12 protein-coding genes and 8 tRNA genes are annotated in these 16939 nt (G+C 60.8%); 18 read left to right on the top strand and 2 right to left on the bottom strand.

The features are described 5' to 3' along the window. Positions 1–21 precede the first annotated feature (21 nt). From MRK42_RS05615 to MRK42_RS05565, 11 genes are all read left to right on the top strand, one after another. Positions 22–2010, top strand: a complete 1989-nt coding sequence (locus tag MRK42_RS05615) for a bifunctional metallophosphatase/5'-nucleotidase (protein WP_338611898.1) — start codon at positions 22–24, stop codon at positions 2008–2010. Between the two features lie 201 nt (positions 2011–2211). Further along, positions 2212–2802 carry an aminoacyl-tRNA hydrolase gene (pth, locus tag MRK42_RS05610; protein ID WP_026457963.1) on the top strand — a complete coding sequence of 197 codons (591 nt, stop codon included), beginning with the start codon at positions 2212–2214 and terminating at the stop codon, positions 2800–2802. A 61-nt stretch (positions 2803–2863) separates the two neighbouring features. After that, positions 2864–3955: a redox-regulated ATPase YchF gene (ychF, locus tag MRK42_RS05605; protein ID WP_026457962.1), complete on the top strand. Its 1092-nt coding sequence runs from the start codon at positions 2864–2866 to the stop codon at positions 3953–3955. A 713-nt stretch (positions 3956–4668) separates the two neighbouring features. Continuing rightward, a tRNA-Met gene (locus tag MRK42_RS05600) sits at positions 4669–4745 on the top strand. 8 nt (positions 4746–4753) lie between these two features. Then, positions 4754–4828: transfer RNA gene (locus MRK42_RS05595), tRNA-Gln, on the top strand. Between the two features lie 146 nt (positions 4829–4974). Then, positions 4975–5049, top strand: a tRNA-Gln gene (locus tag MRK42_RS05590). Between the two features lie 41 nt (positions 5050–5090). Next, positions 5091–5165 (top strand) — tRNA-Gln (locus tag MRK42_RS05585). A gap of 39 nt (positions 5166–5204) precedes the next feature. Continuing rightward, positions 5205–5281, top strand: a tRNA-Met gene (locus tag MRK42_RS05580). A gap of 44 nt (positions 5282–5325) precedes the next feature. Beyond that, positions 5326–5400 (top strand) — tRNA-Gln (locus MRK42_RS05575). A 39-nt stretch (positions 5401–5439) separates the two neighbouring features. After that, positions 5440–5516 (top strand) — tRNA-Met (locus MRK42_RS05570). A 7-nt stretch (positions 5517–5523) separates the two neighbouring features. Next, positions 5524–5607: transfer RNA gene (locus tag MRK42_RS05565), tRNA-Leu, on the top strand. 166 nt (positions 5608–5773) lie between these two features. On the opposite strand, the gene MRK42_RS05560 is transcribed toward MRK42_RS05565, so the two are convergent. After that, a complete protein-coding gene (locus MRK42_RS05560; protein ID WP_338611897.1) occupies positions 5774–7606 on the bottom strand; it encodes an SLC13 family permease in 1833 nt (610 codons plus the stop codon). A 260-nt stretch (positions 7607–7866) separates the two neighbouring features. On the opposite strand from MRK42_RS05560, the gene pnuC reads away from it, so the two are divergent. From pnuC to MRK42_RS05525, 7 genes are all read left to right on the top strand, one after another. After that, positions 7867–8583: a nicotinamide riboside transporter PnuC gene (gene pnuC, locus MRK42_RS05555; protein WP_026457987.1), complete on the top strand. Its 717-nt coding sequence runs from the start codon at positions 7867–7869 to the stop codon at positions 8581–8583. Positions 8584–8586: 3 nt separating this feature from the next. Beyond that, a complete protein-coding gene (locus tag MRK42_RS05550; RefSeq protein WP_338611896.1) occupies positions 8587–9312 on the top strand; it encodes a nucleoside phosphorylase in 726 nt (241 codons plus the stop codon). Between the two features lie 104 nt (positions 9313–9416). Continuing rightward, positions 9417–10088: a Crp/Fnr family transcriptional regulator gene (locus MRK42_RS05545; RefSeq protein WP_042025642.1), complete on the top strand. Its 672-nt coding sequence runs from the start codon at positions 9417–9419 to the stop codon at positions 10086–10088. A 31-nt stretch (positions 10089–10119) separates the two neighbouring features. Continuing rightward, the gene (yqfB, locus tag MRK42_RS05540; RefSeq protein WP_338611895.1) at positions 10120–10446 is read left to right on the top strand and encodes a N(4)-acetylcytidine aminohydrolase; all 327 of its coding nucleotides are present in this window, start codon (positions 10120–10122) and stop codon (positions 10444–10446) included. Between the two features lie 86 nt (positions 10447–10532). Continuing rightward, the gene (locus tag MRK42_RS05535) at positions 10533–11453 is read left to right on the top strand and encodes an alpha/beta hydrolase (protein WP_338611894.1); all 921 of its coding nucleotides are present in this window, start codon (positions 10533–10535) and stop codon (positions 11451–11453) included. A 75-nt stretch (positions 11454–11528) separates the two neighbouring features. Beyond that, positions 11529–12278: a DUF1266 domain-containing protein gene (locus tag MRK42_RS05530; protein ID WP_338611893.1), complete on the top strand. Its 750-nt coding sequence runs from the start codon at positions 11529–11531 to the stop codon at positions 12276–12278. A 3-nt stretch (positions 12279–12281) separates the two neighbouring features. Further along, complete coding sequence (locus MRK42_RS05525; protein ID WP_338611892.1) at positions 12282–15053, top strand: J domain-containing protein; 2772 nt, start codon at positions 12282–12284, stop codon at positions 15051–15053. On the opposite strand, the gene MRK42_RS05520 is transcribed toward MRK42_RS05525, so the two are convergent. Then, positions 15050–16723, bottom strand: coding sequence for a molecular chaperone HscC (locus MRK42_RS05520; RefSeq protein WP_338611891.1), 1674 nt, complete (start codon positions 16721–16723; stop codon positions 15050–15052). The two genes, MRK42_RS05525 and MRK42_RS05520, sit on opposite strands and share 4 nt — an antisense overlap. Between the last annotated feature and the right edge of the window lie 216 nt (positions 16724–16939).

Genomic DNA, 16939 nt, shown 5'->3' with positions numbered 1-16939 from the left:
GGCAGGATTAAGGATTTGTCCATGAATTGCTTGCGTCCTCTCCTGCTCGCAACCCTCACCTCCGCCCTGTTCGCCTGTCAGCCAGCCAAAGAGAACCAGCCCTTCGTGCTGGCCCTGGCACACATGAACGACACCCACTCCCAGTTCGATCCGGTCAACGCCGAGCTGACGGGACATATCTTCAACAAGGACGAGGAGACGGACACCCTCTACACCCGCTTTGGCGGCTATCCGCGCCTGCTCACCATGGCAAAGGCCTACCAGGCCGAAGCGCTGGCCAAGAACCAGCCCCTGCTGCTGCTGCACGGCGGCGATGCCTGGCAGGGCAGCGGCTACTTCAAGCTCAACGAGGGGATGGCCAACGCCGAGTTGCTAAGCCAGTTCGGCCTTGATGCCATGGCGCTCGGCAACCACGAATTCGATCTCGACAACCAGAAGCTGGCCCGCTTCATCGAGGGGGTCAACTTCCCGGTGCTGGCTGCCAACCTGGATACCCGTGACGATCCGGCCCTGAGCAAGGTCAGCAATCTCAAGCCCTTTGTCGTCTATGCCTTCGACGGCAACCAGAAAAGCCCGGTCACCGATCTCAACAACCTGCCGCAAGGCAAGCAACTGGTCGCCGTGATGGGACTGGTGCTGGAAGACATGGGCAATATCGCCCCCAACGTGGGGAAACTGCGCTTTGACAAGGAAGTGGCCTCGGCCCAGGCCACGGTCGACATGCTGCAGGCCAAAGGCATTCACCAGATCGTCGCCCTGACCCACATCGGCAACGAGCGGGATCTGGCGCTGGCGGCCAAGGTCAACGGTATTGATGCCATCGTCGGCGGCCACTCCCACAGCCTGCTCGGCGATTTTCGCAATATCGGCTGGGGCAAAACCGGCGAGTACGCCAAGCTGGTGACCAATCCGGACGGCATCGGCAAGACCTGCGTGGTGCAGGCGGGCTCCTACGCCCAGGCCATCGGTCTGGCCCAGGTAAGTTTCGACAGCCAGGGGCAGGTGCAGGATTGCCAGGGCAACAACAGCCTGCTGGCCAGCCACGACTTCTTCGCCGATCCGGCCCGCAGCCAACCCCTCGACAAGCAGGGCAGTAAAAAGGCTAGCCAGTTCATCGACAACCAGCCCAACCTGGTGACCGTAGATGAGGATCCGCGCCTGCGCGGCATCATCGACAGCCACTACAAACCGGCACTGGATAAAGCCTATGGCCCGGTGATCGGCACCATCCCCGCCCAGCTGCAAAATGCCCGTCGCCCCGGCGACAACGGCAGCGACAGCCACGGCTCGGATGTCGCCCCCCTGGTCGCCGAAGGGCAGTATTACTGGGCCAACACCCCGGCGGTGCAAGCCCTGACCGGTGGTCCGGTGGACTTCTCCCTGGTGGCGGTGGGTGGCGTGCGCGCCGATCTGCCGGCCGGCGAATGGCGCGAAGGGGACAGTGCCCTCACCCTGCTGCCGTTCAAGAACCAGCTCGCGGTGCTGAGCCTGACCGGTGCCGATGTGCGTGCCCTCTTGAGCGAAACCATCACTGCCACCCTGCCCGCCAGCGCCCACGCCGGCAAGTTCCCCTATGGCGGCCACCTGCGTTACACCTTCCAGGAGACAGAGACAGGCAAGGCGGGCACCCTCACCCAACTGCAATACCAGACGGCCGATGGCCAGTGGCAGGATCTGATGGATGACCAGCGCTACCGGGTGGTAATGAATGCTTACAGCGCCAACGGCAATGATGGCTGGCAGGCCCTGGCCGATGCCCAGCGCCAGCAGAGCGAACGGGTCGACATCGCCAGCGTCAACGGCAAGCTGGCCGCCTTCCCGGTGCTCAAGGTGGAGCAGAGCGGCGAGCGGCTCAATACCATCTATGCCGACGGCAAGGCGCTCGATTGCAAGGCAAAAGGGGTGGATTGCGGCACAGATGCCGCCTCCTTCGTGCAGTACGTGCGCGAGGCTCGCCCCAACCTGACCGCCCTAGACGAGGAGACGGTCACCCTGCTGCGCGCCAAATAAAGGCGCCACGAGATGAATCGGCACGGGCCTCTTGCAAGAGGCCCGTTTGCCAAACGTTGGCCGCCAAATCGCGGGCAGATCCCGCCATTTCATGGGCACCCCGTGCACATCGGTTGAGTGATCGCCACTCGGCGGCTAGAATATTGCGTCCTATTGCCCTGGGTAGGGTACCCAGGACAGCTGCGAGTGAAGACATCAAGCGTGACAAGCCAAATCAAACTGATCGTGGGTCTGGGCAATCCCGGCCCGGAGTATGCCAAGACCCGCCACAATGCGGGTGCCTGGTACGTGGAGCAACTGGCCCGCTGGCACAATGCCAGCCTGCGTGAAGAACCCAAGTTCTTCGGCCACACAGCCCGTATCCAGGTCGAGGGGCAGGATGTGCGACTGCTCATCCCGAACACCTATATGAACCTCTCGGGCAAGGCGGTCGCCGCGCTGGCACGCTTCTATCAGATTGAACCGGAAGCCATTCTGGTTGCCCACGACGAGCTTGACCTGCCCCCCGGCATCGCCAAGTTCAAGCAGGGTGGTGGCCACGGCGGCCACAACGGCCTCAAGGACATCATCGCCAAGATGGGCAACAACAATAACTTCTTCCGGCTGCGCCTCGGGATCGGTCATCCCGGCGCCAAGGAGCAAGTTGCCGGTTTCGTGCTGACCAAGGCACCGAGCAGCGAACAGAACCTGATCGATGCCGCGCTGGATGAATCCCTGCGCGCCACCGACATCCTGTTCAAACAAGATATGACCAAGGCCATGAACCGCTTGCACAGCTTCAAGGCCGAATAAAGCATGACACGGGCCGCCTGCGGGCGTCCCTTACAGCATCCATCAAGTAAGGTAACAATCCATGGGTTTTAAATGCGGTATCGTGGGCCTGCCCAATGTAGGCAAATCCACCCTGTTCAACGCGCTGACCAAGGCCGGTATCGAAGCCGCCAACTTCCCGTTCTGCACCATCGAGCCGAACACTGGCGTGGTGCCGATGCCGGATCCCCGTCTTGATGCCCTGGCCGAGATCGTCAAGCCCCAGCGTGTCCTGCCAACCACCATGGAATTCGTGGACATCGCCGGTCTGGTTGCCGGTGCCTCCAAGGGCGAAGGTCTGGGCAACCAGTTCCTGGCGAACATCCGTGAAACCGAAGCGATCGGCCACGTGGTGCGCTGCTTCGACGACGAAAACATCATTCACGTTGCCGGCAAGGTCTCCCCTGCCGACGACATCGAGGTGATCAACACCGAGCTGGCCCTCTCCGACCTGGATGCCTGCGAGCGCGCCATCCACCGTCAGGCCAAGCGGGCCAAAGGCGGCGACAAGGATGCCAAGCTGGAAGTGGAAGTGCTGGAGAAGATCAAGGTGGCCCTGGAAAACGGTCAGATGATCCGCGGCATGAAGCTGGACAAGGAAGAGCTGGCCGCCGTCAGCCACCTCAACTTCCTGACCTTGAAGCCCACCATGTACATCGCCAACGTGGCGGAAGATGGTTTCGAGAACAACCCCTATCTGGACAAGGTGCGTGAAATCGCCGCCGCCGAGAACGCGGTCGTGGTTGTAGTCTGCTGCGCCATCGAGGCGGACATCGCCGAGCTGGATGATGAAGACCGCGCCGAATTCATGGCGGATCTGGGTATCGAAGAGCCGGGCCTGAACCGGGTGATCCGCTCCGGCTACCAGCTGCTGAACCTGCAGACCTACTTCACCGCCGGTGTGAAAGAGGTTCGCGCCTGGACCATCCCGGTCGGCGCCACTGCCCCGCAGGCGGCAGGCAAGATCCACACCGACTTCGAGAAGGGCTTTATCCGCGCCCAGACCATCGCCTTTGAAGACTTCATCACCTACAAGGGTGAGCAGGGCGCCAAGGAAGCGGGCAAGATGCGCGCCGAAGGGAAAGACTACATCGTCAAGGATGGCGATATCATGAACTTCCTGTTCAACGTCTAATCGCGTTTACCTTTGCCACGGGTCAACAGGCCCGGACCAAGGTGATACGGCAGACAACCAGAAGCCCATCCGGCAACGGATGGGCTTCTTCTTTAGCGATTCCCCCTGTTTCTTCTCCATCCTCCCTATCCCCCAGCCCCTTGAGCAACCCCTGCTACCTTGCGTTTACTGTGAGGACGGCCCTACGGATGAGCGCGACATCCAACAGCAGGCCAGCACGGAGTCCGCTCCCCCTGCCATTGAGCCCTCTATTACCTTGCCCAGAGGAGCAGCGAAAATCCCCTCCCCCTCTGCTCGATTGAAGCAGGCAAAAACGGCCTCACAGCATATTTGCCTCCAGCAACCCGATACAAAGCGCATTTATCTTCCAGCCGGAGGCACCAAACGGCTGATTTTAAACGATGCAACTCATGGAGAATGATCATTGTGACGACAGAATCCATGGCAAATGGCTGCAAGCTCGCTCTCTTCACCCTAACCTCATGACAGTGCAGCAATTCCACGCCCGAGTTTTACTGTATCCTGCTTACCGAAAGAGTGGGAATGATTTAAAAAAATGCAGATTGTTGGGCTTTTGCGCAACAGAGGCCAATAACTGGTCAAACGCACTCAAATTGAGTTTTTCTGGCAAAAAAAGGGTTGACGCCCCAGAGCCAGATACGCATAATTCGGCCCGCACGGTGACGAGGTAACGACTCACCGGAAGCAAGGTTGGCTATGTAGCTCAGTTGGTTAGAGCATCGCACTCATAATGCGGGGGTCACAGGTTCGAATCCCGTCATAGCCACCATCTCTAGTTGGGGTATCGCCAAGCGGTAAGGCAGCGGGTTTTGATCTCGCCATTCCTAGGTTCGAATCCTAGTACCCCAGCCATTATTTCAGTTGTCGGCATATAAGTGTCGGTGACAGGTTGAGGTAAGCCATGATGAGTTTTGAACTCATCAATGTGCCTAGGTCCAAATCCTGGTACCCCAGCCATCTTTAAAAGATGTTTGATAGACTCTGTCAGGCATCACTGTTGGGGTATCGCCAAGCGGTAAGGCAGCGGGTTTTGATCTCGCCATCCCTAGGTTCGAATCCTAGTACCCCAGCCATTTTTTAAAGATGTTTGATAGTCTCTGTCAGGCATCACTGTTGGGGTATCGCCAAGCGGTAAGGCAGCGGGTTTTGATCTCGCCATCCCTAGGTTCGAATCCTAGTACCCCAGCCATCTTTCTGTTTTCTTCCACTCAGGTGGTTGATAACAAACGGCTATGTAGCTCAGTTGGTTAGAGCATCGCACTCATAATGCGGGGGTCACAGGTTCGAATCCCGTCATAGCCACCATTTTAAAATGTTCCTTTCAATCTCATGATTGTGAAGAACGCTGTTGGGGTATCGCCAAGCGGTAAGGCAGCGGGTTTTGATCTCGCCATCCCTAGGTTCGAATCCTAGTACCCCAGCCATTTTTCTGTTCTCTTCCACTTAGGTGGTCGATAACAAACGGCTATGTAGCTCAGTTGGTTAGAGCATCGCACTCATAATGCGGGGGTCACAGGTTCGAATCCCGTCATAGCCACCATCAATTTGCGGAAGTGGCGAAATTGGTAGACGCACCAGATTTAGGTTCTGGCGCCCTAGGCGTGAGAGTTCGAGTCTCTCCTTCCGCACCATTGAAAGCGTCATCAAACAGACCAGCTCAGGCTGGTTTTTTTGTATCTGGCATTTGCCTCTTCCCCCCCCAGTTCTCTCTTTTCTCCTTTTCGATTTTCACTACGCCCATCGTCCGGCTTGCCCATAAAAAAGCGGCCCGCAGGCCGCCATCGTTCAGGTTCCAGTTCAGAACGGGAAAAACCAGGGGATCGCCACCACGCTCACCCCCATCACCAGCAGGGTGAAGGGAACGCCGATGCGGATGAAGTCAGCGAAGCTGTAGTTGCCCGGCCCCAGCACCAGGGTGTTGACCGGTGACGAGACCGGCGTCATGAAGGCTGCCGAGGCGGCAATGGCAATGGTCATGGCAAACGGATAGGGCGAAACCCCCATCTGCTGGGCCGTCCCCAGCGCAATGGGTGCCATCAGCACAGCCGTCGCCGTGTTGGAAATGAACAACCCGATCACGGCGCACAGGGCAAACAGGCTGGCCAGCATAACCCTGGGCCCCATGTTGCCCACCAGCGCCATCAAACCATCGACGATAAGATCCACCCCACCGGTTTTTTGCAGTGCCAGCGCAAAGGGAAGCATGCCGACGATAAGGATCAGGGTTGGCCAGTGGATCGACTTGTAGGCACTCTCCATGTCGATGCAGCGGAACTTGCCCATCAACAGGCAGGCGATAAGGGCTGCAATCACGTTTGGCACGGGATCGGTCACCATCAGCAGTATCATCACCCCGAGCGCGATCAGGGCGTGAATGGCCTGGCTGCGGGCGGGCGCCATCTCGTCCACCTCGGCCGGTAGCCCCATCAGCAGAAAATCGCGGCTATGGGTCTGCAACTGCCGGATATGGCTCCAGTTGCCCAACACCAGCAGGGTATCCCCCATCAACAGCGGCTCGTCCACCAGCTTGCCCGCCAGCGCCTCCCCGTCGCGGCGGATCCCCACCACACTCAGGCCATAGGTGGAGCGAAACGCCACCTCGCGGATGCTCTTGCCCAGCAGATTGGATTCGGGGATGAGGGAGACCTCCGCCATACCCACCTCCCGCGCCTGATCCGAGAAGTATTCGCCGCGCAGTATCATGGGTTCGAGCCGCGCCTCGCTGCAGAAGTGACGGACATCCACCCCGGGATCAGACATGTCGATCAGCAGCACGTCCCGGGCCTGAAACTCGCTGATGCCGGAGACGGGCACCATCACCCGCCGGAATTTGCGCCAGCGCTCCACCCCGATGACGTTGGCGCCAAAGCGGGCGCGCAGCTGCAGCTCGTCCAGGGTATGGCCAATCAGGGGGGAATCGGGTCTCAGCCCCAGCCGGCGAGCCCGACCGGTCAGGCGATAATCGCGGATAAGATCGCGCAGGGTCCGCCGCCCCGGCCCCTTGCTGACGCCGGACTCCCCCTGCCGCACCAGGGAGCCGCGCACCAGCAACATGTAACCCAGGCCGCACACCAGAATCAGGGCCCCGAGGGGGGTAAAGCTGAAGAAGGTGAAACCGTGGATGCCATGGCGCATCATCTCGCTGTTGACCACCATGTTGGGGGGCGTCGCCACCAGCGTCATCATGCCGCTGATAAGGCCGGCAAAGCCAAGCGGCATCATCAGCCGGCCCGCCGGTATCTCCATCCGGTTCGCCACGCTCAGCACCACGGGAATGAAAATGGCCACCACGCCAGTCGAACTCATCACGGCACCGAGAGTCGCCACTGCCACCATCAGCAACACCAGCAAGCGGGTTTCGCTGTTTCCCGCCACTTTCACCAGCCAGTCACCCACCTGATAGGCGATGCCGGTGCGTACCAGCCCCTCCCCCACCACGAACAGGGCGGCGATCAGGATGACGTTGGGGTCGCTGAAGCCCGCCAGCGCCTCCTGCAGAGTCAGGGTGTCGCTCAGCACGAACAGGATGACCACACCGAGGGCGACCACATCCATGCGCACCTTGTTGGTCATGAAGAGATAGATAGCCCCGGCCAGCAGGCAGAGCACCCAGATCAACTCGGAATTCAATGACACCTCCTTTTTACCGCCCGGTTTATCCTCCCGAAGAGTGGACTCTATCAGACCACAGCCTGAGCGCTATCGTCTTGCTGCACATCAATAAACCCCGGCCCCTGATGAGCCATAACTCATCAAAGCTTGAATAGGGACATCACTGGCGATTTCTTTGATATGACGCAAGCCGGGGGCGGACAAAAGTCCTGCCCCGCGATCCGCATCGGCCCTAGAATGGCCACCTCGCGTCATTCCACACTGCCAAGGACAAGCAAATGAGCATATTCGAGTGGTTCAGTATCAATCACACCCTGGTGACCATCCCCCTGGGCGGTGGCTACGCCATGTCATGGATCGAGGCCATCGGCACCCTGTTCGGCCTGGCCTGCATCTGGCTGGCCAGCCAGGAGAAGACCATCAATTACCTGTTTGGTCTCATCAATGTCACCCTGTTCGCCATCATCTTCTTCCAGATCCAGCTCTACGGCCTGTTGCTGCTGCAACTGTTCTTCTTCTGCGCCAACCTCTATGGCTGGTACGCCTGGACCCGCCCGACCAACGATCAGGGTGACCACCTGCAGATCCGCTGGCTCAGCAAACCCAAGCTCATCGCCACTGCGCTGGTAAGCGTTCTGGCCATCGCCCTGCTGACCCGCTATATCGACCCTGTCTTTGCCGCCTTGGCGCGCACCTCTGTCTCCCTGCTCAACGCCTTCGGCGCCGGTCTGACGCTGCCGGAGCCACAGCCCGACGCCTTCCCGTTCTGGGATGCCACCATGACGGTGCTCTCCGTGGTCGCCCAGATCCTGATGACTCGCAAGTACGTGGAAAACTGGATCCTGTGGGTCGTCATCAACATCATCAGCGTCGGCATCTACGCCGCCCAGGGGGTCTACGCCATGTCCCTGGAGTATCTGATCCTGCTGTTCATCGCCGCCAACGGCACCCGCCTCTGGGTGTTGGCCGCCAAACGCCAGCAACAAGGGGCCTGAGCCATGACCCTGTTACCTCATCTGCAATGCCGCCCGGATCAGATTGCCGAACGGGTGGTGCTGTGCGGCGACCCGGCCCGGGTCGACCGCATCGCCAGCCAGCTAGAGCAGTGCGAATCGCTCGGCCAGCATCGGGAATTTCGCCTGATCAACGGTCACTACCGGGGGCAAGCCATTACCGTCTGCAGTACCGGCATCGGCGGGGCTTCTGCCATCATCGCCCTGGAGGAGCTGGTGCAATCCGGCGCTCGCACTCTAGTCCGGGTCGGCTCCGCCGGTGCCCTGCAGCATAAGATAGCGCTGGGGGATCTTATCGTGGTGGAAGGGGCCATTCGTCATGACGGCGCCTCCCTGGCCTATCTGCCCGCCGAGTACCCCGCCTGCGCCGATATTCGGCTGCAAGCCGCCCTGCTCGACCATATCGCCACCAGCGGCCACCCCCACTGGCACGGGCTGGTTCGCTCCCACGACAGCTTCTACCGGGATGACGAGCTGGCAGTGTGCCGCTACTGGCATCAGCGGGGCGTGCTCGGCGCCGACATGGAGACCGCATCGCTCCTGACGGTGGGACGACTTCGCCAGGTGCGGGTCGCCGCCGTGCTCTGCAACGTGGTACCGTTCGAACAGGATGTGCAGCAGGGGGTGGGCGACTACGCCAGCGCCGAGCAGGCCATGATGGCTGCCGAGCGGCTCGCCGCCACCGCCGCCCTTGAGGCACTGGTGCAATAACGCCGCAAACCGTTAACTGCGGCACATCCCGCCTGACGCGGGCTGGTATCCGGCCCGCGCTCTTGCTAGCCTCATGCCCCTTCATCCGGTTCATCAGGTTTGCCATGCAGCGACAGCCCTACCCCATCGGGCGCTTTCACGCCGAACTCAAGGCCCTCGAACCCCGCTTTGCCGCGGCGCTGGCCGAGTGCAGCCTGCATCTGCGCCGCTATCTGCCGGGGGAACCCATCATGTGCCAGGGGGAGCAGAGCGAATGCCTCTATCTGGTGGAGAGTGGGCGAGTCTCCCTCAACAGCACAGTGCACTCGGGGCGCATCTTCCAGCTCGGGGAAATCGCCTGCCATCACCAGATCTTCGGCGAGATGGAGTTCTTCAGCGCCACCCCGGTGCAGTGGAGCGTGGTGGCCGAGACCGAGCTGGATGCCAGCGTGATCTGCGCTCACAAGCTGGCCCAGCGGCTGCTGGACGAACCTGCACTGACCCTCTTCTTCGCTTCGGCCCTGGCCAGTGACTACCTGGATACCCTGGAGATCACCACCAGCCGCTTGCTGCACCCCATCGCCTACAACATCGCCTTCGAGCTATGGCGCGAGCGCCAGCGCACCCCCATGCTGGGGTCGCGCAAACGGGCCCGTGAGGCGGCGCGTTTCGGCACCACGGAGCGGGTCTATCGCCGCGCTCTCAAGGAGCTGATCGAGCAGGGGATCCTGAGCGAGGGGCCCGACGGCCCCGCCATCGCCGATCTCGACAAGCTGCGCGCCTATCTCGACCTCTGACCTTTATTTGTTACTCACCATCGGAGTCCCCATGTCTGTTTCCTGCTACCCCGAGTTCACCTTCTTCAGCCGTTTCGTGACTGATATCCAGGCGGGCCGCAAGACCATCACCATCCGCGACGAGAGCGAAGCGGGCTGGCAACCCGGCCAGCACCTCGCTCTTTTCACCAACCCGGAGCACCAGCCGTTTGGCACCATAGAGGTACTCTCAGTCATGCCGGTGGCCTTCGACGCCCTGAGCGAGGCACACGCCCGCCAGGAGAATATGACCCTGACCGAACTGAAAGAGGTGATCCGCGCCATCTATCCCGAGCTGCCGCCACTCTATGTAATTGAATTCAAACTGGTTGAAGCCTGATTTTGTGAACCGCCGCATGCCGCTTCACTTGTGCTCCCGAATAGGAAGCGCACAATGCCTGTTTTTATATACAGGCATTGTGCATCATGGAGAAACAACTTGAACCGGCCATTGCAGCCATGGTGGCAGACTTCATTGCAGCGGGTTGCCCCAAAGCGAGTGATCTGAGCTGGGAAGAGAGGCGAGCAGGCTACCTCGCCTCTGCCGAACTGGGTGGCGAACGGGAGGAAGTAGGCTGCATCGAAGAGTGGCAGGCAGAGCATTATGCCATCCGCCTCTATCAGCCCGTCGCTCCCTCACGCTCCCCTTCTCCTGCGCTGATCTACTTTCATGGCGGCTGCTTTGTCAGTGGAGAGTTCGAAACCCACGACCGCCAGATGCGGATGTTGTGCAACCGGGCCAATGCGCTGGTGTTTGCCATACACACCCGCCTCGCCCCCGAGCATACCTATCCGGCCGCCCATGATGATGCCTTGGCGGCAACCCTTGCCATCATGGGGGATATCACAAAGTGGCAGGGAGACCCGAACCGCATCGTGCTCGCCGGGGACAGTGCAGGCGGCCATCTTGCCCTCGTGACCACCTTGCGCCTCAAGAAGAGAGGCGCCCCGTTGCCGGCCGCCCAGATCCTAATCTATCCGATGCTCGATGCCCTGGGAGAGAGCGAAAGCTATCGCCAATTCGGTGACCACTACCTCATCACCCGCGACATGCTGTTAAGCGGTTTTCAGGCCTATCTGGGCAAACTGCCCGCCAGCGATCTGCAGGCGAGTCCGCTCCACTACCCTGCCCTTCAAGGCCTGCCACCGACCCATATAGTGACCGCCGAATACGATCCCCTGCGGGACGAAGGAGAGGCCCTCTATCGCAAGCTGCTGCAAGCAGGAGTGAGCGCCACTTGCCAACGGCAACTCGGAGTGATTCATGGTTTCTTCCAGCTGGCAGGAGTCAGTCCGGCGGCTCGCCAACTTATCGCCCGGCTCGCGGCACTGATAAAGGAGTTATAAAACAGCTGCAATTGCATCCATTTTGGTCCGACTTTATAGTCTACAGCTTGTTCCAAACGCGACTAGCTTCCGACCATGCTTAATAATGCCAACCTTGCTCCCCACGAAAGATGGTGGCTGACTTTGACCTCGCCGCAGATCGCCTTCCAGACCGAGTGGCGCGAGTATCTCAAACCCACCTCCCTGCGAGATGGCCTGGAGGAGAGGAATGCACTCGCCGACGACTGGGGCATTGAGAATCGTCTCGACTTGCACCGGCAGGTCCGTCAGCTGGCCTTTGGCGACTGTCACGGGCATCTCATGCTCGAGGAGTACGGCGCCTTTCACTGCCTGCAACCGAGCCAGTGGCAAGCCATGCGAGAGCGCGCAACCTCGCCGCGTCACCGCGCCTCACTCGACTTCGTGGCTCGTACCGCCCCCTATATCGGCCCCCATGGTGTGCAGGCATGGGACTATGGGCGCGCCTCGTACCTCACCCGGGAGGGGCTGCGTTTTGGCTGGGTCAGCGAGGAGGAGTTCGGCTTTATCCACAACCATCTCGCCCACCAGGCTCGTCGGCGTTACCACTCCTGGGAACAGTACACCCAGGCCTGGTATGCCGGCCGCTGCCTATGGAAATTCAGTCATGAAGAGGGGGAGCCGGAGCAAGCCGCCCAGGCTCTGCTGCACGGCTGGATTGCCAGGGAGATGAGGACAATGCTGGCCGATGCGCTCAGGGATAAGGAGAACCCGATCCACGGACAGAGCTGGTACGAGGTCCCCCTACCCGACATAGAGCAGCCCCAAAGCCTCATTGACCTCCTCAACAGCGAGCCGCAGGAATAAATCATGGATATCTGGCAACGACTCGGGCTTCAAGAGACCGACGATCTGGCCGCCATCAAGCGCGCCTACCATATCAAATTGCGTGACTGCCACCCGGAAGACGATCCCGAAGGCTTCCGCCTGCTGCGTGATGCTTATGAAGAGGCCAGCCGGCCGCGTCCATCCATGAGTGACGACTCTGAGCCACAGACCGAGCTGGTTCGTCCGGCCGACGCCGCTGAACTGACCACCCTGTTTGAACTGCTTGGCGATGCCAGCCGGCGCTTTGTCATGACCGAGTGGGATAAGTGGCAGACATCGCTGCAATCGCTTTCGCTGGTCCAGCAGAGCCAGCTGTCGGACGAGGTACTGCAACGCATCTTTCAATGGCAATGGTTGCCGGCACCGGTGATCGAGCGGCTCTGGCAAGCGCTCGACTGGGCGTCACTGCTGCGCCTCGCCGGCGACATGCAAAAGAAGGGGGAGTTTCTCGACTGGTGGCGTCAGGCGCAGCTGGCAGCCCCTCTGGAGTGGCTTGCCACCCTGGATCATGCCCGCCAGCGCGCCGTGCTGGCCTTCTATCAGCCACTGCTGCTATCGCTCGAGGCCGGCGATCGCAACGGCGTGTTGGGGCTCATCTATCACTATGCCCTGCCCATCGTCGGTGATCACCCGGCTCTGCTCCGGCTGCAGCTGCGCGCGCTCCATGCCGCTGGCACTGACGGCGATGCCACCCACCGTCTTGCGCTCACCCTGGCTCTGCTCGAGCAGGATCACCTCAGCGAAGATGACTGGCACCTGCTCTCCGACGCCAGCCTGCGCTGCGGCAAGGAACAGCTGGTGATGCAGGTTGCCGGGGCACTGGAAGAAAAGGGCCACGAGGCGCTGCTCGCCAATCACCTTATCCAGTGGCACCTGGGCAGCGATCAGGCGCTGTCCCGCTGGCTGCAGGCATTTGCCACCGCCCAGAAGTGGCCCACTTCGCGCAGCGCTTATTGGGAGCCCCAGTGGCTGATGCTGCCCTGGCAGCAACCGGACCCCGTGGAAGAGTGGCTGCACGACCAGATGCTGGGGTTTGACAATATGCCGCTCACCGCCCTGGCGCTGGACGCGCTACCCGGCACACGCGGTGCCCTGGCCCGCCTCTGGTGGCACAGCGAATACGGCACCTGGCAGGCACTGGAAGCGGCACTGACACAGCCCGAGCTGGCCGAGGCCGAGGGCGGCTGGCAGTACCTCGCACGCCTGCTGCAACGCCACGCTCACCGCAAACTGGCCGAGCGGCCAGCACTGCCCCTGCTTGACGTACTGCTTGCCCGCTATGGCAGCGATGACTGGCTCGCCACCTCGCCACCCAGTGCCGAACAGATTGCCTGCGCAACGCCGGAGCAGTGGCTCGAGTGCCTGCGCCGCTATCCGCTGCTGCCCGACGCCTGGTTCAAGGCCATCGCCCAGCGCGCCAACAATGAAGGATGGGATGAGCGGATGATGCAGGGGATGCATCTGGGCGCCCGTCTCTCCCATCAACGCTACTACAGCGATACGGTGCTCAGCGATGCCTGGCAGGGCGAGAGCTGGCCCGGCTGTTTTCGCTGGGCGCAGTTCTACTATGCCCGGCCCTGGACGCCGAAACAGCATCTCGACGCCATTCGCCAGTCGATGGGCTCACTGCCAACCAGTCAAGAGGACACGCCGCTCTCCACCCTCCTGCGTCTCTGTGCCCAGCCCACCCTATACCAGGCAGCCATCATGGACGCCTGCGCCCGCTGGTCGCAGCAGTACGTGTTGTCGCTGGAGCTGCGCAACCAGACCGAACTCCTCAAACGCTCCGATGTCGGCGACGAGGCGCTTCTCGAACGCGCCCGCCTGAACGAACTGCCCGCCCTGGCAGCCCTGATCGACCGACGACTGGATAACGAACCGGATCTGGCCTGCACCATAGTGCTGTGGAACCTGCTGCTTAGCCACAAGGCAAGCAACGAGTCCTATGGCTACATTTTGACACCGCTGCGCGAACGGCTCGAAAAACTGCGCCAGGCACAGGGATTGGCATTGGAAGTCTACCCCTACGCCGAAGAGTCGCTGATTTACGCTTACCTGCAACAGGACCCCGACAATATCACCACGCTGGAAGAACTTGAGAAACACCACCCGAACGACGCGGCGGCCAAGTTTGTCTATCCCGTCTGTTATGCCCTGGCCATGCTGGCTCATGATTTTGGCAGAAATGGCTTTCAGGCCCGTCATCTCGACCCGCTTTACAAGCAACGGGACGACTTCACACCAGCCCAGCAGGAGGTGCGCTCTCTGGTGCAGGGCTATCTGGAGGACAAGCTCAACGCCCAGCTTGAACATGACAGGGCACACGCCAGAAAGCGTTTCAGGCTACAAAGCGGTGCACAGCTGATGTTCGTCAGCATACTGTCCGCCATCCTGCCCTACTTCGTGTTTCCACTGGAACCATCCCTGCGCGAAGTCCTCGCCTCCGGCTCACCCTACTGGGTGGAATACTATTCCCTCGGTCTGGATATGGCGGCGATGCTGTTCATGAATCTCTATCTGATGTGGCATATCTGCCGGGCCCAGACACGTCCGCGTACCAGTCGGAACTATCTGATCTGGAGCCTGATCTGGCTAGCCATCGCGTTCTACATCAACAGCGCCTGGCTGGCGGTCCCCCTGTGGCTCGGCCACCTCGTCATGAGCAGCCGGCTAAGACCGGGCGCACTGCGCCGTGGCTGGCCCAGGGAGTTCTACAAGCAGGGCAGGATGTCGCTGAGCGACATCCTCGACTAGTGCCACTGCTTGAGCAGTTTGTTCATCTGCTGGCGGAACGAGTTGATGACTTGCGGGTCCTGGCTGGCCAGGACCCGCTCAAACTGCAGCAGCCACTGTTCGACCTGGCGCCGCTCGTCGCCGATGCTCTCTTCATAGAGTTGCTGTAATCGCTCGCTCAGGGTCAGATTGGGCAACGCATCGCGCGGATGCTGCTTGAGACGGGCCAGACGCTCGCGACTCTCCCGCTTGCCCTCTTCGGTTACGCCTGCCGGACTTCTGTCTATCACCTTCTGGAACTGCTCACCCGAACTCACCAGGGTCACGTCCACCTCCAGCATGCCGTTGATGTCGTAGCTAAAGCGCACGTCCACTTCCTGAATGCCCTTGCCGGTCGGCAGCGGGATCTCGAGATCGTCCACATGCAAGTTGTCGCGCACCCAGAACCGCTCCCCCTGATAGATGCTGATGCACACCGAGCTCTGCTGTTCATGGCAGCTGTGGTAGCGCTCTACCCGTGAGGCCGGCACCACTATATTGCGCTCCAGGATGGGACTGAAGATACCGTGCTGGTCACCCTGGCTGACTGCGATACCCAGCGTGAAGGGACAGACGTCGGTCATGATGAGCTCCTCCACCGCGCTGTCGCGCAGGCGGCAGGCTGCCTGGATAGCGGCCCCCATGGCGACCACCCGATCCGGATCCAGCTCGTGGCGGCCAAAGCGACCAAGCAGGCGCACCGCTGTTTGCTGCACCTCGCTCTGGCGGCTCGCCCCACCGACAAAAATCAGTTCGTCGACCTCGTCGGGCCGCAGGCGCGCATCGGAGAGCGCCTGGCTCAGCGGCTTGCGCAGCCGGTTGAGGGTCTCGCGCCAGATGTCGGCCAGCTCGCTTTCGGAAAACCCGAGCGTCCGGTTCCACTCCGCACCAAGCTCGACCTCAAGGCCGCTACCACTGCGATGACGTTTGGCCCGCTCGCAGGCCAGATAAACTTGCCCGAGTTGGGAGAGCGTCAGTTCGCCGCGATCGATGTCGAGCCTGCCAAGCACCGCATCGACCAGATCCTGGGTAAAGTCCTCACCACCGAGCCGGTTGTCCCCCGCCGAGGCACGTACCTCCATGATGCCATCCTGATACTCCACCACGGTCACGTCGAAGGTGCCGCCCCCCAGGTCAAACACCAGAAAGCGGCGGCTGTACTGCTCGTGCAGGCTGTAAGCCATGGCGGCGGCCGTCGGCTCGTTGATAAGGCGCACGGCATCGAGCCCGGCCAGCTCGGCCGCCAGCCGCACCTGCTTGCGCTGCTGATCGCCAAAATAGGCTGGCACCGAGATGACCACTTCGCGTACCCCGTGGCCAAGCCAGGCCTCGGCATCCGCCTTCAGACTGCCCAGTATCAAGGCGCACAATTCGGTCGGATTGTACTGCTCCTTGCCCAACCGGTAGCGCCGCTCGCTGCCGAGAAATCGCTTGAAGTGGGAGGCGGTATTGGAGGGATGAGTCAACAGGCGGGTGGCTGCTGCCTGGCCCACCAGCAAGGTATCGTCCTCACCGATACAGACGATCGATGGCGTCAGCTCCTCCCCATGGGCATTGGGAATAAGGTGGGCCTTGCCCTCCCGCCACACGGCAATCGCGCTGTTGGTTGTCCCCAGATCGATGCCGATGGCCGGCGTCGGAACCGCTGTCATGACGATACCTCTACGTATGTTGAGTCCATTTCAGAATCTGGATTGTCGCGATGGAGATTGTTCGCAGTCAAGTGGAACTCTATCTTTGAGCCCTTTTGCTCATCCTCATTGTCCATTTCCGAGCCACACGCATTTGGCCTTTATGGATCAATATGTTAATAACATGGGACTCGTTTTTATCAGGAGGATGCCAAGTGACAGACTGGTTGGCGTTAG

The sequence above is a fragment of the Aeromonas sp. 19NY04SH05-1 genome, assembly GCF_040581895.1.
Classification (GTDB): Bacteria; Pseudomonadota; Gammaproteobacteria; order Enterobacterales; family Aeromonadaceae; genus Aeromonas; species Aeromonas enteropelogenes.
The sequence above is the reverse complement of the archived record's forward strand: the minus strand, read 5'-3'. Positions and strand labels throughout refer to the sequence as shown.

Coding starts and splice junctions, on each gene's coding strand:
- ychF (WP_026457962.1), top strand. CDS start 2,864: ATGGGTTTTAAATGCGGTATCGTGGGCCTGCCCAATGTAGGCAAATCC.
- pnuC (WP_026457987.1), top strand. CDS start 7,867: ATGAGCATATTCGAGTGGTTCAGTATCAATCACACCCTGGTGACCATC.
- MRK42_RS05525 (WP_338611892.1), top strand. CDS start 12,282: ATGGATATCTGGCAACGACTCGGGCTTCAAGAGACCGACGATCTGGCC.
- MRK42_RS05530 (WP_338611893.1), top strand. CDS start 11,529: ATGCTTAATAATGCCAACCTTGCTCCCCACGAAAGATGGTGGCTGACT.
- MRK42_RS05545 (WP_042025642.1), top strand. CDS start 9,417: ATGCAGCGACAGCCCTACCCCATCGGGCGCTTTCACGCCGAACTCAAG.
- MRK42_RS05615 (WP_338611898.1), top strand. CDS start 22: ATGAATTGCTTGCGTCCTCTCCTGCTCGCAACCCTCACCTCCGCCCTG.
- MRK42_RS05520 (WP_338611891.1), bottom strand. CDS start 16,723: ATGACAGCGGTTCCGACGCCGGCCATCGGCATCGATCTGGGGACAACC.
- MRK42_RS05535 (WP_338611894.1), top strand. CDS start 10,533: ATGGAGAAACAACTTGAACCGGCCATTGCAGCCATGGTGGCAGACTTC.
- yqfB (WP_338611895.1), top strand. CDS start 10,120: ATGTCTGTTTCCTGCTACCCCGAGTTCACCTTCTTCAGCCGTTTCGTG.
- MRK42_RS05550 (WP_338611896.1), top strand. CDS start 8,587: ATGACCCTGTTACCTCATCTGCAATGCCGCCCGGATCAGATTGCCGAA.